Annotated in this window: 23 protein-coding genes; 20 read left to right on the plus strand and 3 right to left on the minus strand. The window is 59.5% G+C overall.

All coding sequences use genetic code 11. From position 1 onward, the window contains the following. The first annotated feature begins 13 nt into the window (after positions 1-13). Positions 14-904, plus strand: coding sequence for an AraC family transcriptional regulator (locus NJC38_RS01165; RefSeq protein WP_253110501.1), 891 nt, complete (start codon positions 14-16; stop codon positions 902-904). A gap of 62 nt (positions 905-966) precedes the next feature. Here the strand turns inward: NJC38_RS01165 and NJC38_RS01170 are convergent, their stop codons facing one another. Continuing rightward, positions 967-2,622 (minus strand): electron transfer flavoprotein-ubiquinone oxidoreductase, encoded by a 1,656-nt coding sequence (locus NJC38_RS01170; RefSeq protein WP_253110502.1) that lies wholly within the window; start codon positions 2,620-2,622, stop codon positions 967-969. A gap of 482 nt (positions 2,623-3,104) precedes the next feature. Between NJC38_RS01170 and NJC38_RS01175 the strand changes: the two genes are divergently transcribed. From NJC38_RS01175 to NJC38_RS01215, 9 genes are all read left to right on the plus strand, one after another. Next, positions 3,105-3,854, plus strand: a complete 750-nt coding sequence (locus tag NJC38_RS01175; protein WP_045490115.1) for an electron transfer flavoprotein subunit beta/FixA family protein — start codon at positions 3,105-3,107, stop codon at positions 3,852-3,854. After that, positions 3,855-4,784, plus strand: a complete 930-nt coding sequence (locus NJC38_RS01180; protein WP_045490117.1) for an FAD-binding protein — start codon at positions 3,855-3,857, stop codon at positions 4,782-4,784. Between the two features lie 84 nt (positions 4,785-4,868). Continuing rightward, positions 4,869-5,687: a transporter substrate-binding domain-containing protein gene (locus tag NJC38_RS01185; protein ID WP_253110505.1), complete on the plus strand. Its 819-nt coding sequence runs from the start codon at positions 4,869-4,871 to the stop codon at positions 5,685-5,687. A 10-nt stretch (positions 5,688-5,697) separates the two neighbouring features. After that, the gene (locus NJC38_RS01190) at positions 5,698-6,054 is read left to right on the plus strand and encodes a DUF4398 domain-containing protein (RefSeq protein WP_253110508.1); all 357 of its coding nucleotides are present in this window, start codon (positions 5,698-5,700) and stop codon (positions 6,052-6,054) included. Beyond that, positions 6,051-6,854: an OmpA family protein gene (locus NJC38_RS01195; protein WP_253110511.1), complete on the plus strand. Its 804-nt coding sequence runs from the start codon at positions 6,051-6,053 to the stop codon at positions 6,852-6,854. The genes NJC38_RS01190 and NJC38_RS01195 overlap by 4 nt, the downstream gene beginning before the upstream one ends. Before the next feature lie 209 nt (positions 6,855-7,063). Next, entirely contained in the window at positions 7,064-8,506 is a 1,443-nt protein-coding gene (locus NJC38_RS01200) for a PLP-dependent aminotransferase family protein (RefSeq protein ID WP_253110514.1), read from the plus strand. Positions 8,507-8,609: 103 nt separating this feature from the next. After that, positions 8,610-9,314: a translation initiation factor 2 gene (locus NJC38_RS01205; RefSeq protein ID WP_253110518.1), complete on the plus strand. Its 705-nt coding sequence runs from the start codon at positions 8,610-8,612 to the stop codon at positions 9,312-9,314. Between the two features lie 94 nt (positions 9,315-9,408). After that, on the plus strand, positions 9,409-9,666 hold the full coding sequence (locus NJC38_RS01210; RefSeq protein WP_253110520.1) for a YkgJ family cysteine cluster protein: 258 nt from the start codon (positions 9,409-9,411) through the stop codon (positions 9,664-9,666). A gap of 43 nt (positions 9,667-9,709) precedes the next feature. Continuing rightward, positions 9,710-10,318, plus strand: a complete 609-nt coding sequence (locus NJC38_RS01215; protein WP_253110522.1) for an START domain-containing protein — start codon at positions 9,710-9,712, stop codon at positions 10,316-10,318. 59 nt (positions 10,319-10,377) lie between these two features. Here the strand turns inward: NJC38_RS01215 and gltA are convergent, their stop codons facing one another. Then, positions 10,378-11,667 carry a citrate synthase gene (gene gltA / locus NJC38_RS01220; RefSeq protein ID WP_045490133.1) on the minus strand — a complete coding sequence of 430 codons (1,290 nt, stop codon included), beginning with the start codon at positions 11,665-11,667 and terminating at the stop codon, positions 10,378-10,380. Between the two features lie 364 nt (positions 11,668-12,031). Between gltA and sdhC the strand changes: the two genes are divergently transcribed. The 10 genes from sdhC (at position 12,032) to brnQ (ending at position 25,392) form a co-directional block, all read left to right on the plus strand. Further along, the gene (sdhC, locus tag NJC38_RS01225) at positions 12,032-12,406 is read left to right on the plus strand and encodes a succinate dehydrogenase, cytochrome b556 subunit (RefSeq protein WP_045490135.1); all 375 of its coding nucleotides are present in this window, start codon (positions 12,032-12,034) and stop codon (positions 12,404-12,406) included. Further along, on the plus strand, positions 12,400-12,768 hold the full coding sequence (sdhD, locus tag NJC38_RS01230; RefSeq protein ID WP_045490137.1) for a succinate dehydrogenase, hydrophobic membrane anchor protein: 369 nt from the start codon (positions 12,400-12,402) through the stop codon (positions 12,766-12,768). The genes sdhC and sdhD overlap by 7 nt, the downstream gene beginning before the upstream one ends. 3 nt (positions 12,769-12,771) lie before the next feature. Next, positions 12,772-14,544 (plus strand): succinate dehydrogenase flavoprotein subunit, encoded by a 1,773-nt coding sequence (gene sdhA, locus NJC38_RS01235; protein ID WP_253110524.1) that lies wholly within the window; start codon positions 12,772-12,774, stop codon positions 14,542-14,544. A gap of 11 nt (positions 14,545-14,555) precedes the next feature. Then, positions 14,556-15,260 carry a succinate dehydrogenase iron-sulfur subunit gene (locus NJC38_RS01240; RefSeq protein WP_045490142.1) on the plus strand — a complete coding sequence of 235 codons (705 nt, stop codon included), beginning with the start codon at positions 14,556-14,558 and terminating at the stop codon, positions 15,258-15,260. Between the two features lie 254 nt (positions 15,261-15,514). Next, a complete protein-coding gene (locus tag NJC38_RS01245; RefSeq protein ID WP_253110526.1) occupies positions 15,515-18,346 on the plus strand; it encodes a 2-oxoglutarate dehydrogenase E1 component in 2,832 nt (943 codons plus the stop codon). A gap of 41 nt (positions 18,347-18,387) precedes the next feature. Next, positions 18,388-19,617, plus strand: coding sequence for a 2-oxoglutarate dehydrogenase complex dihydrolipoyllysine-residue succinyltransferase (gene odhB / locus NJC38_RS01250; RefSeq protein ID WP_253110527.1), 1,230 nt, complete (start codon positions 18,388-18,390; stop codon positions 19,615-19,617). Between the two features lie 171 nt (positions 19,618-19,788). Beyond that, on the plus strand, positions 19,789-21,225 hold the full coding sequence (gene lpdA, locus NJC38_RS01255) for a dihydrolipoyl dehydrogenase (RefSeq protein WP_045490149.1): 1,437 nt from the start codon (positions 19,789-19,791) through the stop codon (positions 21,223-21,225). 196 nt (positions 21,226-21,421) lie between these two features. Continuing rightward, positions 21,422-22,588: an ADP-forming succinate--CoA ligase subunit beta gene (gene sucC, locus NJC38_RS01260; RefSeq protein ID WP_045490151.1), complete on the plus strand. Its 1,167-nt coding sequence runs from the start codon at positions 21,422-21,424 to the stop codon at positions 22,586-22,588. Beyond that, the gene (gene sucD / locus NJC38_RS01265; protein WP_045490153.1) at positions 22,588-23,472 is read left to right on the plus strand and encodes a succinate--CoA ligase subunit alpha; all 885 of its coding nucleotides are present in this window, start codon (positions 22,588-22,590) and stop codon (positions 23,470-23,472) included. The genes sucC and sucD overlap by 1 nt, the downstream gene beginning before the upstream one ends. A 606-nt stretch (positions 23,473-24,078) precedes the next feature. After that, positions 24,079-25,392, plus strand: a complete 1,314-nt coding sequence (brnQ, locus tag NJC38_RS01270; RefSeq protein WP_253110530.1) for a branched-chain amino acid transport system II carrier protein — start codon at positions 24,079-24,081, stop codon at positions 25,390-25,392. A 117-nt stretch (positions 25,393-25,509) separates the two neighbouring features. On the opposite strand, the gene NJC38_RS01275 is transcribed toward brnQ, so the two are convergent. Beyond that, entirely contained in the window at positions 25,510-25,794 is a 285-nt protein-coding gene (locus NJC38_RS01275) for a hypothetical protein (RefSeq protein WP_253110533.1), read from the minus strand. Positions 25,795-25,975: the final 181 nt, after the last annotated feature.

Raw genomic sequence — 25,975 nt, forward strand, 5'->3', positions numbered from 1 at the left:
TCAGTACTGTTTGATGCAATTGACTCGATACCTTGAAGCCAATACAACGCTTGTGGCCCTGATTCGCTCTCTGGCACCGCAGCCGGGTTGGGCGTATACCCGTTTGCCGGACGTAAAGCTGATCAGCGCGTTCAGCCATATGGGCAGCAGCCCGCAGATCTACGAACCGAGCCTGATGATCGTCGCCCAGGGCAGCAAGGTGGCGTTTCTGGGGTCGCGGACCTTCGAGTACGGCGCCGGGCATTACCTGATCCAGGCCTTGTCGGTGCCGTTCAAGTGCGAAACCTTCGCTGCGCCGGACATGCCGCTTTATGGTGTGTCAGTGGCGATTGATCGTACGGTGCTGGCCGAACTGGTGCAGGCCATGGGCCCGACAGCGGCTGGCGAAAGCCGGATGCAGACCCCTGAGTCGATGAGCTCGGTGCAGTTCGATGTGGGCATGCGTGAGAGTGTCGAGCGGTTGTTGCGTTGCCTGCACGATCCGCTGGAGTGTCAGGTGATGGGCCAGGCGCGGGTGCGTGATGTGCTGTACAGCGCGCTGCGCGGTCCGCAGGCGGGTGTGCTGCGGGCACTGGTCGAGCAACAGGGGCAGTTCGCCCGAGTGGCCGCGGCGGTCAATTACCTGCACGATCATTTCGCCGAGCCGCTGAATGTCGAGACCCTGGCGCGTTGCGCCAACATGAGCGTGTCGACCTTCCATGAACACTTCAAGCGCAGCACCTTGCTCAGCCCGGTGCAATACCTCAAACGCCTGCGTCTGCTGCGTGCCCAGCAGATGCTGGTCAGCGACGCAATGGGTGTGGCTCAGGTGGCATTGCAGGTGGGCTATCAGAGTGCCTCGCAGTTCAGTCGCGAGTACAAGCGCTACTTCGAGCGCAGCCCGGGGCAGGAGAGAGGGGTTTAGCGTCACGGTAGGAGCAGCTTTAGCTGCGAAGCTTTCGCGGCTGAAGCCGCTCCTACGGTGCATTACATGTTGGGGTAGTTGGGTCCGCCTGCGCCTTCAGGCGCCACCCAGGTGATGTTCTGCGCCGGATCCTTGATGTCGCAGGTCTTGCAGTGCACGCAGTTCTGGGCGTTGATCTGGAAGCGTTTCTCGCCGTCTTCCTGGGTCACCACTTCGTACACGCCGGCCGGGCAGTAGCGCTGTGCAGGCTCGTCGTAGAGCGGCAGGTTCTGGCTGATCGGGATGCTCGGGTCTTTGAGCTTCAGGTGGCAGGGCTGTTCCTCTTCATGGTTGGTGCTGGAGAGAAATACCGAGCTGAGCTTGTCGAAGCTGAGCTTGCCGTCCGGTTTCGGGTAGTCGATCTTTTTTGAGTCGGCAGCGAGCTTCAGGCAGGCATGGTCCGGCTTGGTGTCGTGCAGGGTAAAGGGCAGCTTGTTGGCGAAGATATTCTGCTCAAGGAACGCAAAGCCGGCGCCGAGAATCGGGCCGAACTTGTGCATCGCCGGGCCGAAGTTGCGCGAGGCGAACAGTTCGTCGTGCAGCCAGCTGGCCTTGAAGCCCTCGACATAGCCGGTCAGTTCGTCGCCGCCTTGGTTGCCCGCCAGCAGTTGCTCGGCCACCGCGTCGGCGGCCAGCATGCCGGACTTCATGGCCGTGTGGCTGCCTTTGATTTTCGAGAAGTTCAGGGTGCCCAGGTCGCAGCCGATCAGTGCGCCGCCGGGGAACACCATCTTCGGCAGCGAGTTGTAGCCGCCTTTGACGATGGCGCGGGCGCCGTAGCTGATGCGCTTGCCGCCTTCGAGGTACTGGCTGGCGACCGGATGGTGCTTGTAGCGCTGGAATTCGTCGAATGGCGACAGGTACGGGTTGCTGTACGACAGGTCGATGATCAGACCGACCACCACCTGGTTGTTCTCCAGGTGATAAAGGAACGAGCCGCCCATGTTGGCGTTGTCCAGCGGCCAGCCGGCGGTGTGCACCACCAGGCCCGGTACGTGTTTGGCCGGGTCGATTTCCCACAGTTCCTTGATGCCGATGCCGTAATGCTGCACGTCGGCTTCGCTGTCGAGTTCGAAGCGCTTGATCAGTTGCTTGCCCAGATGGCCGCGGCAACCTTCTGCGAACAGCGTGTATTTGCCACGCAGTTCCATGCCGGGGGTGTACAGGCCGTCCTTGGGCTGGCCTTCGCGGTCCACGCCCAGGTCGCCGGTGATGATGCCGCGCACGATGCCGGCCTCGTCGAACAATACTTCCTGGGCAGTAAAGCCTGGGTAGATCTCGACGCCCAGGTTCTCGGCCTGCTGGGCCAGCCAGCGGCATAGGTTACCCAGAGAGATAATGTAGTTGCCTTCGTTGTGCATGGCTTTGGGCACAAAGAAATCAGGCACCTTGATCGAACTCTGCTCGCTGCGCAGGACATAGATGTCATCGCGCACCACGGGCGTATTGAGCGGGGCACCCAGTGCTTTCCAGTCGGGGAACAGCTCTTCCAGGGCGCGCGGTTCGAATACCGCGCCGGAGAGGATGTGGGCGCCAACTTCGGAGCCTTTTTCAACCACGCAGACGCTGATTTCCTGGCCGGTTTGAGCGGCCTGCTGTTTCAGGCGGCAAGCGGCGGAAAGCCCGGAGGGCCCGGCTCCGACGATGACCACGTCGAATTCCATGTATTCGCGTTCCACAGGCTATCTCCTACAAATGGCTCACGGTGTCTTTATAAGCTCTGGCGATAAACGACAGCGGCAACAGTCGATTTCGCGGCTTCTTTCTAAGTTCAGGCAGTATATCTACACCATCGGCAAGGTCCAATACAAACGTTTGTTTGAATCGGTTGAAACCCTTATAAATCCTAGCGGCGGGACTCATGACTGGCCGATATGTCGTATTGACCGTCCGGGAGGTTGCAGTCAAGATACGGGCGGTTTGGTACTGGCTGCAGGTCGATAAAACTCGACCAGACCTGTAAAGGCGTGCGGCCGTGAAGTGTGGTTAAACACTTCGTGCCTGTTTGTGCGGCGCATTCTACACGGCCTTGCGGCCATTGGCCGGCTTTAATCGGCCTTGTAGTGCGTGTGCACGCCCCAGGATTGCTTGTTGAGGACGCATTCCAATCGCCTGGCCGTGTCCAGGCGGCTTCTATTCATCGGAGAGTAACGAGGAATCCATGAAGGTTCTTGTAGCTGTCAAAAGAGTGGTCGACTACAACGTCAAGGTTCGCGTCAAGGCGGACAACTCCGGCGTCGACCTGGCCAACGTCAAGATGTCCATGAACCCCTTCTGCGAAATTGCCGTCGAAGAGGCCGTGCGTCTGAAAGAGAAGGGCGTTGCCAGCGAAATCGTCGTGGTCAGCGTGGGTCCGTCCACCGCTCAGGAACAACTGCGCACCGCGCTGGCGCTGGGCGCCGACCGTGCCGTACTGGTTGAGTCCGCTGAAGAACTGACCTCGCTGGCGATTGCCAAGTTGCTCAAGGCCGTGGTCGACAAGGAACAGCCGCAACTGGTGATCCTCGGTAAACAGGCGATCGACAGCGATAACAACCAGACCGGCCAGATGCTCGCCGCGCTGAGCGGTTACGCCCAGGGCACCTTTGCCTCCAAGGTCGAAGTCAATGGCGACAAGGTTGCCGTGACCCGTGAGATCGACGGCGGTCTGCAGACGGTTGCGCTGAACCTGCCTGCCATCATCACCACCGACTTGCGACTGAACGAGCCGCGCTACGCATCCTTGCCCAACATCATGAAGGCCAAGAAGAAGCCGCTGGAAACCCTGACCCCTGAAGCGTTGGGTGTTTCCACAGCCTCGACCAACAAGACCATCAAGGTCGAGGCGCCAGCAGTGCGCAGCGCCGGCATCAAGGTCAAGTCGGTGGCTGAACTGGTCGAAAAACTGAAGAACGAAGCGAAGGTAATCTAAATGACTATTTTGGTTATCGCTGAACACGACAAGGGTGCGCTGGTTCCGGCGACCCTCAATGCTGTAGCGGCCGCCCAGAAAATCGGCGGCGACATTCACGTGCTGGTCGCAGGTGCCGGCGTATCGGCGGTTGCCGAAGCGGCCGCGAAGATCGCCGGTGTGGCCAAGGTGCTGGCTGCCGACAACGCAGCCTACGCTCACCAGTTGCCGGAAAACGTCGCGCCACTGATCGTCGAGCTGGCCAAGGGTTACAGCCACGTGCTGGCGGCTGCGACCTCCAATGGCAAGAACATCCTGCCGCGCGTTGCCGCGCAACTGGATGTTGACCAGATTTCCGAAATCGTCTCGGTCGAGTCGGCAGACACCTTCAAGCGTCCGATCTACGCCGGTAACGCTATTGCCACCGTGCAATCGAGTGCAGCGGTCAAGGTCATTACTGTGCGTACTACCGGTTTCGACCCGGTTGCTGCCGAAGGTGGCTCTGCTGCTGTCGAAGCTGTGGCTGCCGCGCACAACGCCGGTACCTCGAGCTTTGTCAGCGAAGAGCTGGCGACCTCTGACCGTCCAGAGCTGACCGAGGCGCGGGTGGTGGTGTCCGGCGGTCGCGGCATGGGCAACGGTGACAACTTCAAGCACCTGTACAGCCTGGCCGACAAGCTCGGTGCTGCGGTCGGTGCCTCGCGTGCGGCCGTTGACGCAGGCTTTGTGCCTAACGACATGCAGGTCGGTCAGACCGGCAAGATCGTCGCGCCGCAACTGTACGTCGCTGTCGGTATTTCCGGGGCGATCCAGCATCTGGCTGGCATGAAAGACTCCAAGGTGATCGTTGCGATCAACAAGGATGAAGAGGCGCCAATCTTCCAGGTGGCTGACTACGGTCTGGTAGCCGACCTGTTCGAAGCCGTGCCGGAGCTGGAAAAGCTGGTCTGATCCGGCATCCTGCCCTATAAAAGAACCCGCCCGGTTTGCTGACGAACCGGCGGGTTTTTTGTTTTCTGATATCAAGGATTTTGCATGGGCGCCTTTCGAGTTCTCTGGCCGTGCGTGCTGGCGGGCTGGCTGATATCGCCCGCTATGGCCGCAGCGGCAGCCAAGTGCGAGCGGCTGATCGCCAGTGGCAGCCCGGATGCGCCACCGTACCTGTGGCGCGATCCGCAGGACCCCAGGCAACTGATGGGGGCCAATGCCGACCTGCTCCGGCAGGCCGCGCAGGAGTTGGGCATCACCGTCGAGGTGCTCTACGCCGGCAAGCGCAGCCAGGCACAAGAGGAAGTGCGCAGCGGGCGGATGGATCTGCTGGTCGATGCCAGTCTGAATTCGGCGCAACTGGAGGCTTTCGATTACCTTCAGCCGGCCATCAGCCATAACGAAATCGTGCTCTGGACGCGCGCCGATTCCGGCCTGGCCGCGCAGAGTCTTGCTGATTTGCAGGGGTTCTCCGGGGTGCGCTCTCAAAGAACCCGGCTGACGCCGGAGTTTGAGGCGCTTGCCGGTGCGCAGCTACAGTTGCAAACCGTGGGCGGCCTGACTGCGGCGCTGCAGAAGCTGGCACTGGGTGAGGTCGACTACGCCCTGGCAGGGCGCTACGCAGGCCGGGTGCTGGTCGAGTCGCTGGGCCTGGCGGCTGACTTGCAGGCGCTGGCGCTGGTGGTGGATCGGCCGGGGTTTCATCTGGCGTTATCGTCCAATTCAGCCTGCAACGATCCCTGGTTGCGCGGACAACTGACGAAAAAGATGACAGAATCGGCAGCTTCGGGCCTTGCCGATGAGGCCATAAAACGCAATCTGGATCTGTGGAAACGCCAGTTGCAGCAGCCCGTCTCCAAACAGTAGGAATGGTTTAGTGAGTACTCGCTTTTTGGTCGCCGGCATGGCGGCTGTCATTGTGGCCGGGTGTGCAAGCGATCCGGCGCCCACCGAACAAATGAAACTGACCGAGCAAGCCATTGCCCAGGCCAAGGCAGTAGGGGCCGAAGGTGAAGAGCTGCCGCAGATGCAGCAGGCCGAAGAAGGCTATGCCGCCGCGCGAGCCGAGCTGCTCAAGCAGTCCTACAAGAATGCGCGCATGCAGGCCGAGCGGGCTGAGCTGGATGCCCGGCTGGCCGAGGCGCAAACCCTGACCCTCAAGAGTGAAGAGCAGCGTGCGCAACTCGAAGCTCGCCTTGAACGTCTGCGCAAGCAGTTGAAGGAGGCGCAATGAATCGTCTGCCGCATATTCTGAGTGTCTGTGCAGTGCTGGGGTTGGCCGGCTGTGCCGGGCAGTACTCGGGCGATCAGGCTTTACACAAAGCCAGTGCCGATTTTCAGCGGGTCAAGGAAGATCCTGATGTGCTGCGCAGTGCGCCCAAGGATGTAATTCGCGCCGGAGAATCGCTGGGGCGTGCCGAGCGGCTGTCGAGCTATCTGGGCAGCGGCGCGGATGTTGCGCATTACGCTTACCTGAGCAGTCGCTACAGTGAAATTGCCCGTGAGCACACTAATCTGGCGCTATCACAAGAGCGGATGGCCAGGATGGAGCTTGAACGTCAGCGGCTGCAACTGGGGTTGCGTGAAGCTAGGCTGGCCGGTGCCCGGCAGCAGGGCAAGTGGGTCGAAGAGCAGATCATGCTGGCCACTACCCAGAGCGATCGCGGTCTGGTCATGACCTTGGGCGATGTGTTGTTCGATGAGGGCGATGCGCAGTTGAAGAACTCCGCCAATCGCACCCTGCTCAAGATCGTCCAGTTCCTGCAACTGCACCCGCGACGTGTGGTACGCATTGAGGGTTACACCGACAACACCGGCGAGCGTCAGGACAATCTCAAGTTGTCCAGGGATCGTGCCCAGGCCGTTGCAGATGTGCTGATCGACCTGGGAGTGGAAGAAAAGCGGGTTGAAGTCAGTGGCTACGGCGCGCAATTTCCTGTTGACGTGAATGCGACAGAGCGGGGCAGGGCGCAGAATCGTCGGGTTGAAATCGTCTTTTCCGATGATAAAGGACGGCTGGGCATTGCCCGATAAACACAGGGTCCAAAAAAAGCCCGAGCCCGGTAGGGTGCTCGGGCTTTTTTTTGGCATTAAGACCGCTGCTTTTGGCATTTATGCCATCCAAATATTTCTGTCAGGGTGCACAATACGGCTTCTGTGCCAGAACTGTCCCAGTACAATTGCAAACTGTTACGGTTGTTTATCCTACAAGAACAAAATGCCGGTCGCTGTGAGGCCGCTTCATGACCAATCTTCTGTTGTATCAACGTATCGCCCAGCAGCTTGCCGAAGATATTCGCCGCGGCGTTTATCAGCCGGGTGAGCGTGTCCCGTCGGTGCGCAAGATGAGCCTGCAGCTCAATGTCAGCCATGCCACGGTGCTGCAGGCCTACGCCAATCTTGAGGATCAGGGGCTGATTCGCGCCCGGCCACAGTCAGGTTATTACGTGCACCAGACTCCGGCGCTGACCGCATCGACGCCTGATATCGCCCGGGTCGAGCGGCCCAGCCTGGTGACTCGTAGCACCATTATCCAGCAGGTTTTGGTTGAATCACGACGTGAAGGGGTATTTGCCCTGGGTGCGGCTGTGCCTCATGTCGATTATCTGCCGGTCCGTGCACTGCATCAGCAACTGGCCAAAGTGACCCGTTTTCAAAGCCCGCGAGCCTTCAGCTACATGTTCAGCCCAGGCTATGAGCCGCTGCGGCGCCAAGTGGCGATCCGCATGCGTGATGCTGGGGTGGTGGTCGATCCTTCTGAGGTGGTGATCAGCCACGGTTGTGTCGATGCGCTGCAGATGGCTTTACGAGTGGTGACACGGCCGGGTGATTTGATTGCTGCCGAGTCGCCGGCTTATTACGGTCTGCTGCAACTGGCGGATTTGCTGGGGCTGAAGGTCATCGAGATTCCCAGTGATCCGGTCACCGGTATCAGTCTGGAAGCCTTGCAGCTGGCGGCCAATCAGTGGTCGATCAAGGCCTTGGTACTGACTGCCAGGGTAAGCAACCCGCTGGGGGCGACCATGCCCGAGGAGCGGCAGAAGAGCCTGCTGCGGCTGGTTGGCGATTTTGATATCCAGGTCATCGAAGATGATATCTATGGCGAGCTGATGTTCGAAATCGGTCGCACCCGTGCGCTCAAAGCCTTTGATCGGCATGACCGGGTCATCTACTGCTCAAGCTTCTCCAAAACCCTGTCGCCGGGAGTGCGCATTGGCTGGATGATTCCAGGCAGCAAGTACCTGGCCGAAATCCAGCGATTGCAGACCTTCAGTACCCATTCGGCGTGCAGTGTGACCCAGATGGGTGTGGCGGCCTATCTGGAGAATGGTGGCTATGATCGCCATCTGCGGCATATCCGGATCGAGTACCGCAAGAACCTGAGCGCCTATCAATTGGCCGTGCAGCAGCATTTTCCCGAGGGCACCCAGATGAGCCGGCCGTTGGGTGGTTTCATTCTATGGGTCAGTTTGCCGGGCAGGGTCAATACTCAGGAGCTGCATGTTCGTGCACTGGAACAGGGCATCAGCATCGCGCCAGGGCTGATTTTCAGCAATACAGAGCAGTTCAATCATTGCATTCGTCTGAACTGTGGAATGCCCTGGAATCGCGAGGCGGAGCGCTCCCTGATGACGCTGGGAATGTTGGCGCGGCAGTTGTGTCATGAGGCGGCCGCAGGATTTTGACCTATAGGGCATGCACTCTTTTCGTCCGATATCGGTCTGCTGACTTGTCAATCGGGTTGTAAAGGGCCAGCATGTTTATTTCTGCCCAAATCATTGTTCGCTTATGACTGTCTTTCGCCTTGCTGGATTGTTAGTCGTCGTATTGTTGTGCGGTTGCGATGCTCGGGAGCCGTCTGCGCCCAGACCCAAAACAGAGGCTGCCTCGGCGGCGGCTGCGGTGCCTGAAGCGCCTGCGCGGCCGGTTGCGCCATCGACTGCCGAAAAGCCCGTTGCGCAGGTGGTGAGCGGCGCTGTGGCGGACAAGCATGAGCCTGCGCCGGTGCACAGCCTGGCGCCCAGCGTGCCGGTCAAGCCTGTGGTGCTCGACAAAAATGATTTTGGTGTGGCCAGCAAGCCTGTCGCTGCGCATGCGCAACCTGATAAGACGGCGAAGGCGGTTGCCGGTGCCGAGCCTGGTAAGCCGAGTGCCGCCAAGTCTTCGGCCAAGACGGTTGCCAAGGCCGATCGCAAGGAGTCGAAAGCCAAAGGCGACAAGGTGCCAGCCAAGAATGTGCGCATTGGCAATGCCAAACTGGATCTGAGCCTGCCGCAGGAGTTGGTGCGCGAGCTGGAGCCGCCGGCCAACGTTATCAGTGGTCGGCGCAAGCCACTGCTGCCGCCGATGTTTGGTGACAAGGCGAATTCTGCCGAGTCGGGTTCGTTCGAGCTGGGCGGGCGGATTATCAGCAACGAAATGCAGCTGCAGATGCGCAACGACAACCGCCGGGACGTCGACGGCGCGGCGCTGGACTTCAAATTCAGGCAGTAACGCCCTGTCTGCCCTGTGCTATGGCAGTTACAAACCTTTGTAGCTGCCGTTAATATCGCTACTCTTTTTTCGTATTCCCAAGGTGTATCGCTTCATGGACTGCCGTTCAGGTTGTGGTGCGTGCTGCATCGCGCCGTCTATCACTTCGCCCATCCCCGGCATGCCTGATGGCAAGCCCGCCGGCGTTCGCTGTCTGCATCTTTCGGTGGAGATGCTCTGTGGATTGTTTGGTCGTCCCGAGCGACCTGACGTGTGTGGGGGCTTTGCGGCGGATGAGGAGGTCTGTGGTGTTGACCAGGCAGATGCGATTCGTCTGATTGGCTGGTGGGAAAGAGCTACCGCTACCGCCTGAGTCCGGGTGCTGGCGGTTCTATCGTAAGCAGAGGAGTGAAACGATGAAATCGCTGTACCGCCTGGCTGTTGCGTGTGGTGTAACTGTACTGTTCACGGGCGTTGCACATGCCGAAGACTGGCAGTTGGCCAAGGATGAACAGGGTATAAAAGTGTGGCTCAGTGAGGTGCCGGGTTCGAAGTACAAGGCCTACCGTGGCGTCACCGTGATTGATGCCAGCGTCCAGCGACTGCGTGCCCTGCAGGAAGACGTGGCGGGTGCCTGCGCCTGGATTCATGAGTGTGAATCGCAGAAGCTGCTCAAGCATGAAGGTGACAAGGCCTGGACCTACACCCGCTTCAAGACGCCCTGGCCGGTCACCCCGCGTGACTCGGTGCTGCAGGTGATCAGCAGTCAGCAAGCCGATGGGGGGCTGAAGCGTGCCCTGCTGGCACAGCCGAGCTACATTCCTGAAGAAAAAGGCTACGTGCGGGTGGCGAGTGTCGACGGCTACTGGCAATTGACGCCGAAGGGGCCTGATCGTACCGAGGTGACTTACCAGGTGCACACCGATCCTGGCGGCAGTGTGCCGTCGTGGCTGAGCAACAAGTTCGTGGTCGATGCGCCGTTCAACACCCTCAAAGCGTTGCGGGAGAGGGCGCTAAAGCCTTGAAGGTTGGCTGCAAAAACAAAGGGCTGCCCTTGGGCAGCCCTTGTTCGTTGCGCTGAAGCTTACTTGCGATCCGGCAGCGAAGTGATATCGCGTTGCTGTTCGCCGGTGTACAGCTGGCGTGGACGGCCAATCTTGTACGGGCTGGAGAGCATTTCTTTCCAGTGCGAGATCCAGCCGACCGTACGGGCCAGGGCAAAGATCACGGTGAACATGCTGGTCGGAATGCCGATCGCCTTGAGGATGATCCCCGAGTAGAAGTCGACGTTCGGGTACAGCGAGCGCTCGATGAAGTAAGGATCGGTCAGGGCGATCTCTTCCAGGCGCATGGCCAGTTCCAGCTGCGGGTCGTTGTGGATGCCCAGCTCGCTGAGGACTTCGTCGCAGCTCTGCTTCATCACGGTGGCGCGCGGGTCGCGGTTCTTGTAGACACGGTGACCGAAGCCCATCAGCTTGAACGGGTCGTTCTTGTCCTTGGCCTTGGCGATGTACTTGTCGATATTCGACACGTCGCCAATTTCGTCGAGCATGGTCAGGACCGCTTCGTTGGCGCCGCCGTGGGCAGGGCCCCAGAGTGCAGCGATACCGGCAGCGATACAGGCGAACGGGTTGGCGCCCGAAGAGCCGGCCATGCGTACGGTTGAAGTGGATGCGTTCTGCTCATGGTCGGCGTGGAGGATGAAGATCCGGTCCATTGCCTTGGCCAGTACCGGGCTGATCGGTTTGATCTCGCACGGGGTGTTGAACATCATGTGCAGGAAGTTTTCTGCGTAGCTCAGGTCGTTGCGCGGGTACATCATGGGCTGGCCCATGGAGTACTTGTAGACCATGGCGGCAAGGGTCGGCATCTTCGCAACCAGGCGAATGGCCGAGATTTCCCGGTGCTGCGGATTATTGATGTCCAGCGAGTCGTGGTAGAACGCCGACAGGGCGCCCACTACGCCGCACATGACTGCCATCGGGTGGGCGTCACGGCGGAAACCGTTGAAGAAGGTCTTGAGCTGTTCGTGGACCATCGTGTGGTTTTTGACCACGGCAACGAACTGGGCCTTCTGTTCTGCGGTTGGCAGCTCGCCATTGAGCAGCAGGTAGCAGGTTTCCAGGTAGTCGGACTGGCTGGCCAGTTGCTCGATCGGGTAGCCGCGGTGCAGCAGGATTCCCTTGTCACCATCGATATAGGTGATTTTCGACTCGCAAGAGGCGGTCGACATGAAGCCTGGGTCGAATGTGAAGCGGCCGGTGGCGGTCAGGCCGCGTACGTCGATCACGTCAGGACCAACAGTGCCGGTCAGAATTGGCAGCTCGACGGGGGCGGTGCCCTCGATGATCAACTGCGCTTTTTTGTCAGCCATATGGCCTCCTGTTTATGCTTCGAATCATCAGACAGGCCCCCCACGCAGGGCCCGCATCACTATAGTGAGATAAATTCTAAAGTCAATTTGCCTAAAGTCGTGTTCCAAAGCGGCTTTGGCTATCCATATTTTCGTATTATTCCGACTCCTTTACCCCTTTTGCGCAAGCTGTGCAATCCGCCGTTGGCGGGTGGTCTGCGCGTTGTCATTAGTGGCCTAACTGTCTATACTCGGCGTCCGAGCGCCATGGGCTTTGCAGCCAGTTTCAGGCGCTCGTCACTTCGTGGGTAGTGGGTACCTGACCAGTGCACTTCCCAACAACTTGCCCTGTTGTTCAAAGGGCTCTTCAGTGTGAAAAAAAGCCGTGAAAAGCCAACGACCTGTAAATCTAGACCTAAGGACAATCAAGCTCCCAGTCACTGCTTACACGTCCATTCTTCACCGTGTTTCCGGTGTCATTCTCTTCGTCGGTGTTGTCATCATGCTTTATGCATTGGACAAATCCCTGGCGTCCGAGGAAGGCTTCGGTGAAGTCAAGGCGTGTCTGACCAGCCCGCTGGCGAAGTTTGTCATCTGGGGCTTGCTGTCTGCCCTTCTGTATCACCTGGTGGCCGGCGTGCGTCACCTGATCATGGATGCTGGTGTAGGCGAGACGCTGGAAGGCGGCAAGCTGGGCTCCAAAATCGTAATCGTTGTTTCTGTGGTACTGATCGTGCTGGCGGGAGTCTGGATATGGTAACCAACGTCACTAACCTTTCCCGCTCCGGCCTGTATGACTGGATGGCACAACGTGTGTCGGCAGTTGTGCTCGCGGCTTATTTCATCTTCCTGATCGGCTACCTGGTGGCCCACCCAGGTATCAGCTACGCCCAATGGCACGAGCTGTTCTCCGCCACCTGGATGCGTATTTTCAGTCTGCTGGCCCTCGTTGCCCTTGGCGCTCACGCCTGGGTCGGCATGTGGACCATCACCACCGACTATCTGACGCCGATGGCGCTGGGCAAGTCGGCGACTGCGGTACGTTTCCTGGCCCAGGCAGTATGCGGCATTGCGATGTTCGCCTACTTCGTCTGGGGCGTGCAGATTCTTTGGGGTATCTGATTAATGGCTAGCACAAAAACTCTTTCTTTCGACGCCATCATTGTTGGTGGTGGCGGTGCCGGTATGCGTGCTGCGCTGCAACTGGCCCAGGGCGGTCACAAGACTGCCGTGGTCACCAAGGTGTTCCCGACCCGTTCGCACACCGTTTCGGCCCAGGGTGGCATCACCTGCGCGATCGCTTCGGCCGACCCGAACGATGACTGGCGCTGGCACATGTACGACACCGTCAAGGGGTCGGACTACATCGGTGACCAGGACGCAATCGAATATATGTGCCAGGAAGGTCCTGCTGCCGTATTCGAACTCGACCACATGGGTCTGCCGTTCTCGCGCACCGAAACCGGCCGTATCTACCAGCGCCCGTTCGGTGGTCAGTCCAAGGACTTCGGCAAGGGTGGTCAGGCTGCCCGTACCTGCGCAGCTTCCGACCGTACCGGTCACGCGCTGCTGCACACGCTGTATCAGGGCAACCTGAAAGCCGGCACCGTGTTTCTCAACGAGTACTACGCCGTTGACCTGGTAAAGAATGCCAATGGCGATTTCGTCGGCATCATCGCCATCTGCATTGAAACCGGCGAAACCATGTACATCCGCTCCAAGGCGACCGTACTGGCGACCGGCGGTGCAGGCCGTATCTACTCGTCCACCACCAACGCCCTGATCAACACCGGTGACGGTGTCGGCATGGCGCTGCGCGCCGGTGTGCCGGTGCAGGACATCGAGATGTGGCAGTTCCACCCGACCGGCATTGCTGGCGCAGGTGTACTGGTTACCGAAGGCTGCCGTGGTGAAGGTGGATACCTCATCAACAAGCACGGCGAGCGTTTCATGGAGCGTTACGCGCCCAACGCCAAGGACCTTGCCGGTCGTGACGTCGTGGCCCGTTCCATGGTCAAGGAAATCATCGCCGGTAACGGTTGTGGCCCTAATGGCGACCACGTGATGCTCAAGCTCGACCACCTGGGTGAAGAAGTGCTGCACAGCCGTCTGCCAGGCATCTGTGAGCTGTCCAAGACGTTCGCTCACGTCGACCCGGTTCTGGCGCCTGTTCCAGTGGTTCCGACCTGTCACTACATGATGGGCGGCGTTGCCACCAACATCCATGGTCAGGCCATGACCCAGGATGCTGAAGGTAACGATGTGATCCTGCCGGGCCTGTTCGCTGTGGGCGAAGTGGCGTGCGTATCGGTTCACGGTGCCAACCGTCTGGGTGGCAACTCGCTGCTCGACCTGGTGGTATTCGGCCGCGCTGCCGGCCTGCACCTGGAGAAGGCTCTGGCTGACGGCGTTCAGTATGACGAAGCCACCGAAGCCGACATCAACAGGGCGCTGAGCCGTCTGGACGCGCTCAACGGCCGTACCGAAGGCGAAGACGTCGCGACCCTGCGCCGCGAGCTGCAAAGCTGCATGCAGAACTACTTCGGTGTGTTCCGTACCGGCGAGTACATGCTCAAGGGTATCGAGCAACTGGCCGAGCTGCGCCAGCGCATTGCCAACGTCAAGATCAACGACAAGTCCCAGGCCTTCAACACCGCGCGTATCGAAGCGCTGGAGCTGCAGAACCTGCTGGAAGTTGCTGAGGCCACGGCCATCGCAGCAGAAGCCCGTAAAGAGTCGCGCGGCGCTCACGCCCGTGAAGACTACGAAGATCGTGACGACGAAAACTGGCTGTGCCACACCCTGTACTACCCGGGTGTCAAAAAGGTCACCAAGCGCGCCGTCAACTTCGCGCCGAAGACCGTGCCAGCGTTTGAACCAAAAGTCCGGACTTACTAAGGGTGGCCGCTATGTTGAAAGTCGAAGTTTATCGTTACAACCCCGACACCGACTCGGCGCCCAAGACTCAGGTGTTCGACGTCGATACCGGTGGCAAGGATTTGATGGTGCTTGATGTATTGGCGCTGATCAAAGAGCAGGACGAAGGTTTCTCGTATCGTCGCTCGTGCCGTGAAGGTGTTTGCGGCTCCGATGGCATGAACATCAACGGCAAGAATGGCCTGGCATGCATCACGCCGCTGTCTGCCGTGGTCAAGGGCAACAAGCTGGTGCTGCGTCCGCTGCCTGGTTTGCCTGTCATACGTGACCTGGTCGTCGATATGAGCATCTTCTACAAGCAGTACGAGAAGGTGAAGCCATTCCTGCAGAACGACACGCCGGCTCCGGCCATCGAGCGTCTGCAGTCGCCTGAAGAGCGTGAAAAGCTCGATGGTCTGTACGAGTGCATCCTGTGCGCTTGCTGCTCGACCTCGTGCCCGTCCTTCTGGTGGAACCCTGACAAGTTCCTGGGCCCTGCGGCACTGCTGCAAGCCTATCGTTTCCTGGCTGACAGCCGTGACACTCGCACTGCCGAGCGTCTGGCGTCGCTGGACGACCCGTTCAGTGTGTTCCGCTGCCGCGGCATCATGAACTGCGTCAACGTTTGTCCGAAGGGCCTTAACCCTACCAAGGCTATCGGTCACGTGCGCAACATGCTGTTGGGTAGTGGCGTCTGATTTACTGCTGTAACCCGCTACATCGTTGCAACCGCTGCGGCGCAGACACACAGTCCGCGCTGCAGTTTTAACCAGGGCAGGGCTCGCAAGGCCAGTGCTCTAACTTTGAAGAAATGAGACCAGCAGGGGCATTCGGGCTGGTGCCCGGACTATCTGCGTGATCCTTAGTGGCTTGTTACGGTCGCTGCACACGACCGTCTCAGACTCGCTCTGTGTCTTCGCCGGTGGTGTCCCCTTACCGAGGGTGACCAAGCATGCAAGAAAGCGTGATGCAGCGCATGTGGAACAGCGCCCACCTTTCCGGTGGTAACGCTGCCTATGTGGAAGAGCTCTACGAGCTCTACCTGCACGACCCTAACGCTGTGCCAGATGAATGGCGCACCTACTTCCAGACGTTGCCGATTGAAGGTAGCGCTGTCACCGATGTATCGCATTCGACAATTCGCGATCATTTCGTGTTGCTGGCCAAAAACCAGCGCCGCGCACAACCGGTATCCGCCGGCAGCGTGAGCAGCGAACACGAGAAGAAGCAGGTTGAAGTGTTGCGGCTTATCCAGGCTTACCGTGTACGTGGCCATCAAGCGGCCCAGCTCGACCCGCTGGGGTTGTGGCAACGTCCCGTGCCGGCTGATCTGTCGATCACCCATTACGGCCTGACCAATGCGGACCTGGATACCGTGTTCCGTGCCGGCGACCTGTTCATCGGCAAAGAGGAAGCGAGCCTACGCGAAATCCTTGAGTCGTTGCAGCAGACATATTGTCGCACCATCGGCGCCGAGTTCGCCCACATCGTGGATTCCGAACAGCGCAACTGGTTCATGCAGCGCCTGGAAAGCGTCCGTGGCCGTCCGGCGTTTTCTGCCGAGAACCAGGGTCACCTGCTCGAGCGCGTCACTGCGGCCGAAGGCCTGGAAAAGTATCTGGGCACCAAATACCCGGGCACCAAGCGTTTCGGTCTGGAAGGCGGCGAAAGCCTGATTCCGATGCTCGACGAGCTGATCCAGCGCTCCGGCTCCTACGGCGTCAAGGAAGTCGTGATCGGCATGGCCCACCGGGGTCGCTTGAACGTGCTGGTCAACACCTTCGGCAAGAACCCGCGCGAGCTGTTCGACGAGTTCGAAGGCAAGAAGATGGCCGAGCTGGGCTCCGGTGACGTCAAGTACCACCAGGGCTTCTCTTCCAACGTCATGACAGCAGGTGGCGAAGTTCACCTGGCCATGGCGTTCAACCCGTCGCACCTTGAGATCGTTTCTCCGGTGGTCGAGGGTTCCGTGCGTGCCCGTCAGGATCGTCGCAACGATTCGACTGGCGAGAAGGTCCTGCCAGTCTCCCTGCACGGCGACGCCGCCTTTGCCGGCCAGGGTGTGGTGCTGGAAACCTTCCAGATGTCGCAGACCCGCGGTTTCAAGACCGGCGGTACTGTGCACATCGTCATCAACAACCAGGTTGGCTTCACCATCAGCAACCCGCTGGACGCGCGTTCCACCGAGTACGCCACCGACGTTGCCAAGATGATTCAGGCGCCGATCCTGCACGTCAATGGCGACGATCCTGAAGCTGTGGTGTTCGTCACCCAGCTGGCGATCGACTACCGCATGCAGTTCAAGCGCGACATCGTCATCGACCTGGTCTGCTACCGTCGTCGCGGCCACAACGAGGCCGACGAGCCAAGCGGCACCCAGCCGCTGATGTACCAGCAGATCAACAAGCAGCGCACCACCCGTGAGCTGTATGCCGAGCAGTTGATCAAGGCCGGTGTGTTCGACGAAGCGGCTGTACAGGCCAAGATCGACGACTACCGTACTGCTCTGGACAACGGTCAGCACGTGGTCAAGAGCCTGGTCAAGGAGCCTAACCGCGATCTGTTCGTCGACTGGCGTCCCTACCTGGGCCATGCCTGGACTGCGCGTCATGACACCCGCTTTGACCTCAAGACCCTGCAGGAGCTGTCTGCTCGCCTGCTGGATCTGCCAGAGGGTCTGGTGGTTCAGCGTCAGGTCCAGAAAATCTACGAAGACCGCCAGAAGATGCAGGCCGGTGGCTTGCCGATCAACTGGGGCTACGCCGAGACCATGGCCTACGCCACGCTGCTGCATGAAGGCCATCCGGTGCGTATCACCGGTCAGGACGTCGGCCGCGGTACGTTCTCGCACCGTCATGCCGTGCTGCACAACCAGAAGGACGCCAGCGCCTATGTGCCGCTGAAGAACCTGTCTGCCGAGCAGCCACGTTTCGAAATGTACGACTCCTTCCTGTCCGAAGAAGCCGTACTGGCCTTCGAATACGGTTACTCGACCACCCAGCCTAACGCGCTGGTGATCTGGGAAGCCCAGTTCGGCGATTTCGCCAACGGTGCCCAGGTGGTGATCGACCAGTTCATCACCAGTGGCGAGCACAAGTGGGGTCGCCTGTGCGGCCTGACCATGCTGCTGCCGCACGGTTATGAAGGGCAGGGGCCGGAGCACTCCTCGGCACGTCTGGAGCGCTACCTGCAACTGTGCGCCGAGCACAACATCCAGGTTTGCGTACCGACCACACCGGCCCAGATCTACCATCTGCTGCGCCGTCAGGTGATCCGTCCGCTGCGCAAGCCGCTGGTGGTTCTGACGCCGAAGTCGCTGCTGCGCCACAAGCTGGCCATCTCGACGCTGGAAGATCTGGCCGAAGGCTCGTTCCAGACCGTGATCCCGGAAATCGACAGCCTCGATCCGGCCAAGGTCGAACGCCTGGTACTGTGCAGCGGCAAGGTCTACTACGACCTGCTGGAGAAGCGCCGTGCCGAAGGTCGTGAAGACATCGCCATCGTGCGTATCGAACAGCTGTATCCGTTCCCGGAAGATGACCTCATGGAGGCCATTTCGACCTACACCAACCTCAAGCATGTGGTCTGGTGTCAGGAAGAGCCGATGAACCAGGGCGCCTGGTACAGCAGTCAGCACCATCTGCGTCGCAGCATCAGCAACCACAACCGTAGCCTCGTTCTCGAGTACGCCGGTCGTGATGCTTCTGCCGCGCCAGCATGCGGTTACGCTTCGAAGCACGCCGAGCAGCAGGAAAAACTCCTGCAAGATGCCTTCACTGTTTAACGCCTTCGCGCATTAGAAACCGAATTAAGGAATTACAGATAATGGCTATCGAGATCAAAGCCCCCTCTTTCCCGGAGTCCGTTGCCGACGGCACCATCTCCAAGTGGCACAAACAACCGGGCGAGGCGGTAAAGCGCGACGAACTGCTGGTCGACATCGAGACTGACAAGGTGGTCCTGGAAGTCCTGGCCGAAGCTGACGGCGTGCTGGCATCGATCGTTAAAGGCGAGGGCGACATCGTCCTGTCCAACGAAGTGATCGCTACCCTGGACGCGGGTGCTACCGCATCGGCTGCTCCGGCTGCCGCTGCTGCTCCTGCCGCTGCACCAGCAGCAGCTGCTGCCCCGGCTGCCGCTGCCGACGAAGACGCCATCGCTGCCCCGGCAGCGCGCAAGCTGGCTGAAGAAAACGGCATCAACCTGGCCAGCGTCAAAGGCACTGGTAAAGACGGCCGGATCACCAAGGAAGACGTGGTCGCTGCTGTTGAAGCGAAGAAATCCGCGCCGGCCGCTGCGCCTGCTGCCCAGCCGGCCGCTGCCGCTGCTGCTCCTGTGTTCGCTGCCGGCGACCGCACCGAGAAGCGCGTGCCGATGACCCGCGTGCGTGCCACCGTTGCCCGTCGTCTGGTCGAAGCCCAGTCGAACATGGCGATGCTGACCACCTTCAACGAAGTCGACATGACCGAAGTCATGGCACTGCGTTCGAAGTACAAGGATCTGTTCGAGAAGTCCCACAATGGCGTGCGCCTGGGCTTCATGTCGTTCTTCGTCAAGGCTGCTACCGAAGCACTGAAGCGCTTCCCGGCCGTCAACGCCTCGATCGACGGCAACGACATCGTATACCACGGCTATGCCGACATCGGTGTTGCCGTTTCCAGCGACCGCGGCCTGGTGGTTCCGGTACTGCGTAACGCCGAGCACATGAGCCTGGCCGAAATCGAAGGCGGCATTGCCACCTTCGGCAAGAAAGCCCGCGACGGCAAACTGTCGATCGACGAAATGACCGGCGGCACCTTCACCATCACCAACGGCGGTACTTTCGGTTCGATGATGTCGACCCCGATCGTCAACCCGCCGCAGGCCGCGATCCTGGGCATGCACAACATTCTGCAGCGTCCAATGGCCGTCAACGGTCAGGTTGTCATCCGTCCGATGATGTACCTGGCGCTGTCGTACGACCACCGCCTGATCGATGGTAAAGAAGCTGTAACGTTCCTCGTTACCATCAAGAACCTGCTGGAAGATCCGTCTCGCCTGCTGCTGGACATCTGATCAAGGCAGCCTCGGGCGCCAGGCTTCCAGCTGCCACCATCAGCAGCGGGGAGCGGTGCTTGAGGCTGTAACCTTATCTGATTATCGTGTTGTAATGCCGGGCTGCGTCTACCGCAGCTCAGCTTGCAGCTTGCAGCTGATAGCTCGAAGCTAAAAAAGGAATCTTTTTATATGTCTCAGAAATTCGACGTAGTAGTGATCGGCGCGGGCCCTGGCGGCTACGTAGCGGCCATCAAGGCTGCCCAGCTTGGCTTGAAAACAGCCTGCATCGAGAAGTACCAGGACAAGGACGGCAAGCTGGCGCTGGGCGGTACTTGCCTGAACGTCGGTTGCATTCCTTCCAAGGCTCTGCTGGACAGCTCCTGGAAGTACTACGAAGCGAAGAAGAGCTTCAACGTTCACGGTATCAGCACCGGTGAAGTCGCCATCGACGTGCCGACCATGGTTGGCCGCAAGGCGACCATCGTCAAGGGTCTGACCGGCGGCGTTGCCAGCCTGTTCAAGGCCAACGGCGTCACTTCCCTGCAAGGCCACGGCAAACTGCTGGCCGGCAAGAAAGTCGAACTGACCAAGGTTGACGGCACCGTTGAAGTGATCGAAGCCGAGCACGTGATCCTGGCTTCCGGCTCGCGTCCGATCGACATTCCACCGGCCCCGGTCGACCAGAATGTCATCGTCGACTCCACCGGCGCCCTGGAATTCCAGCAGGTTCCCAAACGTCTGGGCGTGATCGGCGCTGGCGTGATCGGTCTGGAGCTGGGTTCGGTCTGGGCCCGTCTGGGTGCTCAGGTTACCGTTCTGGAAGCACTGGACAAGTTCCTGCCAGCCGCTGACGACGCTGTTGCCAAAGACGCGCTGAAGACCTTCACCAACCAGGGTCTGGACGTCAAGCTGGGCGCCCGTGTGACCGGCTCGCAGGTCAACGGCAACGAAGTCGAAGTCACTTACACCGACGCCAACGGCGAGCAGAAGATCACCTTCGATCGCCTGATCGTGGCCGTGGGCCGTCGCCCGGTGACCACCGACCTGCTGGCCGCCGACAGTGGCGTGACCCTGGACGAGCGTGGCTACATCTACGTTGACGACTACTGCGCGACCAGCGTACCGGGCGTTTACGCCATTGGCGACGTGGTACGTGGTCTGATGCTGGCTCACAAAGCTTCCGAAGAAGGCATCATGGTGGTTGAGCGCATCAAGGGTCACAAAGCCCAGATGAACTACAACCTGATTCCGTCGGTTATCTACACCCACCCGGAAATCGCATGGGTTGGTAAAACCGAGCAGACCCTCAAGGCTGAAGGCGTTGAAGTCAACGTCGGCACCTTCCCGTTCGCTGCCAGTGGCCGTGCCCTGGCTGCCAACGACACCGGCGGTTTCGTCAAGATCATCGCCGACGCCAAGACCGATCGCGTTCTGGGCGTTCACGTGATCGGCCCAAGCGCTGCTGAACTGGTTCAACAGGGTGCGATCGCCATGGAATTCGGCTCCAGCGCCGAAGACCTGGGCATGATGGTCTTCTCTCACCCGACACTGTCCGAAGCGCTGCACGAAGCGGCACTGGCTGTGAATGGCGGCGCCATCCACATCCAGAACCGCAAGAAGCGCTAAGGCACAAGAAACCTCGGCGCGCTGCCCGTCGTAAGACCTGTTCGCAGGTCGTACCGCGGAAAGCGCGTCGGACTCGACCTCTCAGGCGGCAGTGGGATTTCCCGCAGTCCACCCGGAGTAGCGGTCACAGGTGGTGCGGCACACATGCGGTGTGCAGCATCGAATGCGTAATGTCTAAACACAGACGGTAATAAGCATGAATCTTCACGAGTATCAGGGTAAGCAGCTGTTCGCTGAATACGGCCTGCCAGTATCCAAAGGCTTCGCAGTAGACACCCCGGAAGCAGCCGCAGAAGCTTGCGACAAGATCGGCGGCACAGAGTGGGTCGTCAAGGCTCAGGTTCACGCTGGTGGCCGTGGTAAAGCGGGCGGCGTAAAGCTGGTTCGCAGCAAGGAAGACGCAGCAGCTTTCGCTCAGCAGTGGCTGGGCAAGCGCCTGGTGACTTACCAGACTGACGCCAATGGTCAGCCAGTGACCAAGATCCTGGTCGAATCCTGCACTGACATCGCCAAAGAGCTGTACCTGGGCGCTGTAGTCGATCGTTCCAGCCGTCGTATCGTGTTCATGGCCTCCACCGAAGGTGGCGTGGACATCGAGAAGATCGCTCACGACACTCCTGAAAAGATTCTCAAGGCCACCATCGATCCACTGGTTGGCGCTCAGCCATTCCAGGGTCGCGAGCTGGCTTTCCAGCTGGGTCTGGAAGGCAAGCAGGTTGCTCAGTTCGCCAAGATCTTCACCGGTCTGGCCAAACTGTTCCAGGACCACGATCTGGCCCTGCTGGAAGTCAACCCGCTGGTGATCAAGGCTGACGGCGACCTGCACTGCCTGGACGCCAAGATCAATATCGACGCCAACGCCATGTACCGTCAGCCCAAGCTGAAGGAATTCCACGATCCTTCGCAGGACGATCCTCGCGAAGCTCACGCTGCCAAGTTCGAACTGAACTACGTAGCGCTGGAAGGCAACATTGGCTGCATGGTTAACGGTGCGGGCCTGGCCATGGGTACCATGGACATCGTCAACCTGCACGGCGGCAAGCCAGCCAACTTCCTCGACGTAGGTGGTGGTGCAACCAAAGAGCGCGTAACCGAAGCGTTCAAGATCATCCTGTCCGACACCAACGTGGCGGCAGTACTGGTCAACATCTTCGGCGGTATCGTTCGTTGCGACATGATTGCCGAAGGCATCATCGGTGCAGTGAAAGAAGTCGGCGTGAAAATCCCGGTCGTTGTTCGCCTTGAAGGTAACAACGCTGAACTGGGCGCTAAAGTACTGGCAGAAAGCGGCTTGAACATCATCGCAGCTACCAGCCTGACCGATGCTGCTCAACAAGTTGTCAAAGCTGCGGAGGGCAAGTAATGAGCGTTCTGATCAATAAAGACACCAAAGTCATCTGCCAGGGCTTCACCGGCTCGCAGGGTACTTTCCACTCCGAACAAGCCATCGCCTACGGCACCAAGATGGTTGGCGGCGTGACTCCAGGCAAAGGCGGTACCACCCACCTGAACCTGCCAGTGTTCAACACTGTGAAAGAAGCTGTAGCGGCCACCGGCGCTGACGCCTCGGTTATCTACGTACCGGCTCCTTTCTGCAAGGACTCGATCCTGGAAGCTGCTTTCGGCGGCATCAAGCTGATCGTGTGCATCACCGAAGGCATTCCGACCATCGACATGCTGGAAGCCAAGGTCAAGTGCGACGAACTGGGTGTTACCCTGATCGGCCCTAACTGCCCAGGCGTTATCACTCCGGGCGAGTGCAAGATCGGCATCATGCCAGGTCACATCCACTTGCCAGGCAAGGTCGGTATCGTTTCGCGCTCCGGCACCCTGACTTACGAAGCCGTCAAGCAGACCACTGACGCCGGTTTCGGTCAGTCGACTTGCGTCGGTATCGGTGGTGACCCGATCCCAGGCTCGAACTTCATCGACATCCTGAAGCTGTTCCAGGAAGACCCGAAGACCGAAGCGATCGTCATGATCGGTGAGATCGGCGGTTCCGCTGAAGAAGAAGCTGCTGCGTTCATCAAAGCCAACGTGACCAAGCCGGTCGTGTCCTACATCGCTGGTGTGACTGCCCCTCCAGGCAAGCGCATGGGCCACGCAGGCGCAATCATCTCCGGCGGTAAAGGCACTGCAGACGAGAAATTCGCTGCCCTGCAAGACGCTGGCGTGAAGACCGTTCGCTCCCTGGCTGACATCGGCAAGGCCCTGGCCGAGCTGACCGGTTGGGAAGTCAAGAAGTAAGCATCGCTTGCCTTGACTGAACACAACAAAGGCCACCTTCGGGTGGCCTTTGTCGTTACAGGAGTTTGGGTGGATGCGGGGTGTGGGCAGCAGATCACCCGCCGTCTCGGCGTCGCTGTCGCGCAGCAAACAGGGAACCTCGTAGGAGCAGCTTTAGCTGCGAAAGCTTCTTAGCTAAAGCCAAAACTGGTCAGTTAGACCTGTGGGAGCCAGCTTGCTGGCGAAGGCGGCGGCACATTCGCAGCAGATGTAGTGTTTTTACTGGCCTCTTCGCGACCAAGGTCGCTCCCACAGAGATTTGTGATGACTAAATGATCAGTACTGCAGCTAAAGCTGCTTCTACAGGCGGATCGCCGCCCGGCCGCTCATACGGAATTGTGCGTAATAATCGGGTTACCTGCTCAAACCAAGTACAGAATCGCGACAAAGCAGTGCAAATCATCGGCTGGACGCCCTTTGCTAGTGCGTTTTGTGCGCAATTTGTTTAGCCTTGCTGCCTTCGCGGTGCAGCCCGGCTCCCACAAGGAACCCCAGCCCTGCGCCCCTGCTTCACAAGAGCGGCAGATCATCCTTTTCGTTCCTGATTCGGCAGTGTGGTTTTCTTAGATGAAAGTTTTGAAAGGCCAGGACATCCTGGCATTGGGCTTCATGACGTTCGCGCTGTTCGTCGGTGCCGGTAACATCATTTTCCCGCCTATCGTCGGCCTGCAGGCCGGCCCCCACGTATGGATCGCTGCATTGGGCTTTCTGGTCACCGCCGTGGGCCTGCCAGTGCTCACCGTGGTCGCCCTGGCCCGGGTGGGTGGCGCCATGGACAGCTTGAGCAGTCCCATCGGCAGAGTCGCCGGGGTTGTCCTGGCCACCGTCTGCTACCTGGCCGTAGGCCCATTCTTCGCCACGCCACGCACGGCAACGGTGTCTTTCGAAGTCGGTGTCGCACCGCTGACCGGCAACAGCCCGACCGCGTTGTTTATCTACAGCCTGGTGTATTTTCTGCTGGTGCTGATGGTCTCGCTCTATCCGGGCCGCCTGCTCGACACCGTCGGCCGGGTCTTGGGGCCGTTGAAGATCGTCGCCCTTGGCGCATTGGGCATCGCGGCCTTCATGTTGCCGGCCGGTGACATCGGCTCGGCCCAGCCTGCTTATGCCGCTGGCGCGTTCTCCAAGGGCTTTACCGAAGGCTATCTGACCATGGATACCCTGGGCGCTCTGGTGTTCGGGATCGTGATCGTCAATGCCATCCGTTCTCGTGGTGTCGAGTCCCCGCAACTGATTACCCGCTATGCAATTATCGCCGGCCTGATCGCCGGGGTAGGGCTGGCGCTGGTGTATGTCAGCCTGTTCCGCCTGGGTTCGGGCAGCCATGTGATCGCCGCCGGCGCGAGTAACGGGGCAGCGGTGTTGCATGCCTACGTGCAATACACCTTTGGTTCACTGGGCAGTGGTTTTCTCGCGGTCCTGATTGCCTTGGCGTGCCTGGTCACGGCGGTGGGCCTGACCTGCGCTTGCGCGGAGTACTTCAGCCGTCTGTTGCCGCTGTCGTACCGCACCCTGGTGATCGGTCTGGCGGCCTTCTCGCTGCTGGTGTCCAATCTGGGGCTGACCCGCCTGATCGAGTTCTCGGTGCCGGTGCTGACCGGCATCTACCCGCCGTGCATCGTGCTGGTGGCGTTGAGCTTCTGTCAGGGGGCATGGCACAGCGCAACCCGGGTGGTCGCGCCGGTGATGTTGGTGTCGTTGCTGTTCGGCACTGTCGATGCGCTGAAAACAGCGGGTCTGACCGCCTGGCTGCCGGACTCGCTGACCAACCTGCCACTGAGCGCAGAGGGGCTGGCCTGGCTGGTGCCGTCGGTGATTACCCTGGCCGCTGCCGTGATGGTTGATCGGATGATCGGCAAGCCGCGCGAAGTACTGGCGTAACGATGGATCATTCATCGTTAAGTGTAAGTTTTCGGTTTCCCCAACTGTAATACTTACATGACGCTACAAATAAATAAGGCCCGCATTGAGCGGGCCTTATTTATTTAAGCCGGGGTGTTAAGGCTTGGTGCCGGTTTCCGGAGTGGTGGCTGGTGCCGGAGTGGTCGGTACCTGGCTTGCGTTTTCCTGTGCACGTTGCTGAGCGGCCTCGGTGTTCTTCTGGGCTGCTTCCTGGCTTTCCTTGGCCGCGTCGTTCACTTTTTCCTGAGCCTTCTGCATCGACTCCTGGGATTGTTGGGCGGCTTTGTTAGCCTCTTGCTGAGTGTTTTCGGATTTTTTGTCGCAAGCGGCCAGACCTACAGTGGCAGCCAGCATCAAGGCATAAGCAAAAGATTTACGCATGAGGTGTTTCTCCTTATTGAATACCTAACGTGGCTAAGAACGCGGCCTCACAAGGGAAGTTCCAACGTATTGTCAGAATATTAAAATGCTATGACCGGGGAACTTTCTCGTGTTTCCATTACTTTACAACCGCCGTAAATAGCGTCGCGCTGACAGTGTCTGGAAGCTGGCGCGCGGCTTG

It is taken from the genome of Pseudomonas sp. 21LCFQ010 (assembly GCF_024129905.1).
Lineage (GTDB): Bacteria > Pseudomonadota > Gammaproteobacteria > Pseudomonadales > Pseudomonadaceae > Aquipseudomonas.

What these genes read in the sequence shown, in the direction of transcription:
- NJC38_RS01165 (WP_253110501.1), top strand. Translation starts at nt 14, where the DNA reads ATGCAATTGACTCGATACCTTGAAGCCAATACAACGCTTGTGGCCCTG.
- NJC38_RS01175 (WP_045490115.1), top strand. Translation starts at nt 3,105, where the DNA reads ATGAAGGTTCTTGTAGCTGTCAAAAGAGTGGTCGACTACAACGTCAAG.
- NJC38_RS01180 (WP_045490117.1), top strand. Translation starts at nt 3,855, where the DNA reads ATGACTATTTTGGTTATCGCTGAACACGACAAGGGTGCGCTGGTTCCG.
- NJC38_RS01185 (WP_253110505.1), top strand. Translation starts at nt 4,869, where the DNA reads ATGGGCGCCTTTCGAGTTCTCTGGCCGTGCGTGCTGGCGGGCTGGCTG.
- NJC38_RS01195 (WP_253110511.1), top strand. Translation starts at nt 6,051, where the DNA reads ATGAATCGTCTGCCGCATATTCTGAGTGTCTGTGCAGTGCTGGGGTTG.
- NJC38_RS01200 (WP_253110514.1), top strand. Translation starts at nt 7,064, where the DNA reads ATGACCAATCTTCTGTTGTATCAACGTATCGCCCAGCAGCTTGCCGAA.
- NJC38_RS01205 (WP_253110518.1), top strand. Translation starts at nt 8,610, where the DNA reads ATGACTGTCTTTCGCCTTGCTGGATTGTTAGTCGTCGTATTGTTGTGC.
- NJC38_RS01210 (WP_253110520.1), top strand. Translation starts at nt 9,409, where the DNA reads ATGGACTGCCGTTCAGGTTGTGGTGCGTGCTGCATCGCGCCGTCTATC.
- NJC38_RS01215 (WP_253110522.1), top strand. Translation starts at nt 9,710, where the DNA reads ATGAAATCGCTGTACCGCCTGGCTGTTGCGTGTGGTGTAACTGTACTG.
- gltA (WP_045490133.1), bottom strand. Translation starts at nt 11,667, where the DNA reads ATGGCTGACAAAAAAGCGCAGTTGATCATCGAGGGCACCGCCCCCGTC.
- sdhD (WP_045490137.1), top strand. Translation starts at nt 12,400, where the DNA reads ATGGTAACCAACGTCACTAACCTTTCCCGCTCCGGCCTGTATGACTGG.
- sdhA (WP_253110524.1), top strand. Translation starts at nt 12,772, where the DNA reads ATGGCTAGCACAAAAACTCTTTCTTTCGACGCCATCATTGTTGGTGGT.
- NJC38_RS01240 (WP_045490142.1), top strand. Translation starts at nt 14,556, where the DNA reads ATGTTGAAAGTCGAAGTTTATCGTTACAACCCCGACACCGACTCGGCG.
- NJC38_RS01245 (WP_253110526.1), top strand. Translation starts at nt 15,515, where the DNA reads ATGCAAGAAAGCGTGATGCAGCGCATGTGGAACAGCGCCCACCTTTCC.
- odhB (WP_253110527.1), top strand. Translation starts at nt 18,388, where the DNA reads ATGGCTATCGAGATCAAAGCCCCCTCTTTCCCGGAGTCCGTTGCCGAC.
- lpdA (WP_045490149.1), top strand. Translation starts at nt 19,789, where the DNA reads ATGTCTCAGAAATTCGACGTAGTAGTGATCGGCGCGGGCCCTGGCGGC.
- sucC (WP_045490151.1), top strand. Translation starts at nt 21,422, where the DNA reads ATGAATCTTCACGAGTATCAGGGTAAGCAGCTGTTCGCTGAATACGGC.
- sucD (WP_045490153.1), top strand. Translation starts at nt 22,588, where the DNA reads ATGAGCGTTCTGATCAATAAAGACACCAAAGTCATCTGCCAGGGCTTC.
- brnQ (WP_253110530.1), top strand. Translation starts at nt 24,079, where the DNA reads ATGAAAGTTTTGAAAGGCCAGGACATCCTGGCATTGGGCTTCATGACG.
- NJC38_RS01275 (WP_253110533.1), bottom strand. Translation starts at nt 25,794, where the DNA reads ATGCGTAAATCTTTTGCTTATGCCTTGATGCTGGCTGCCACTGTAGGT.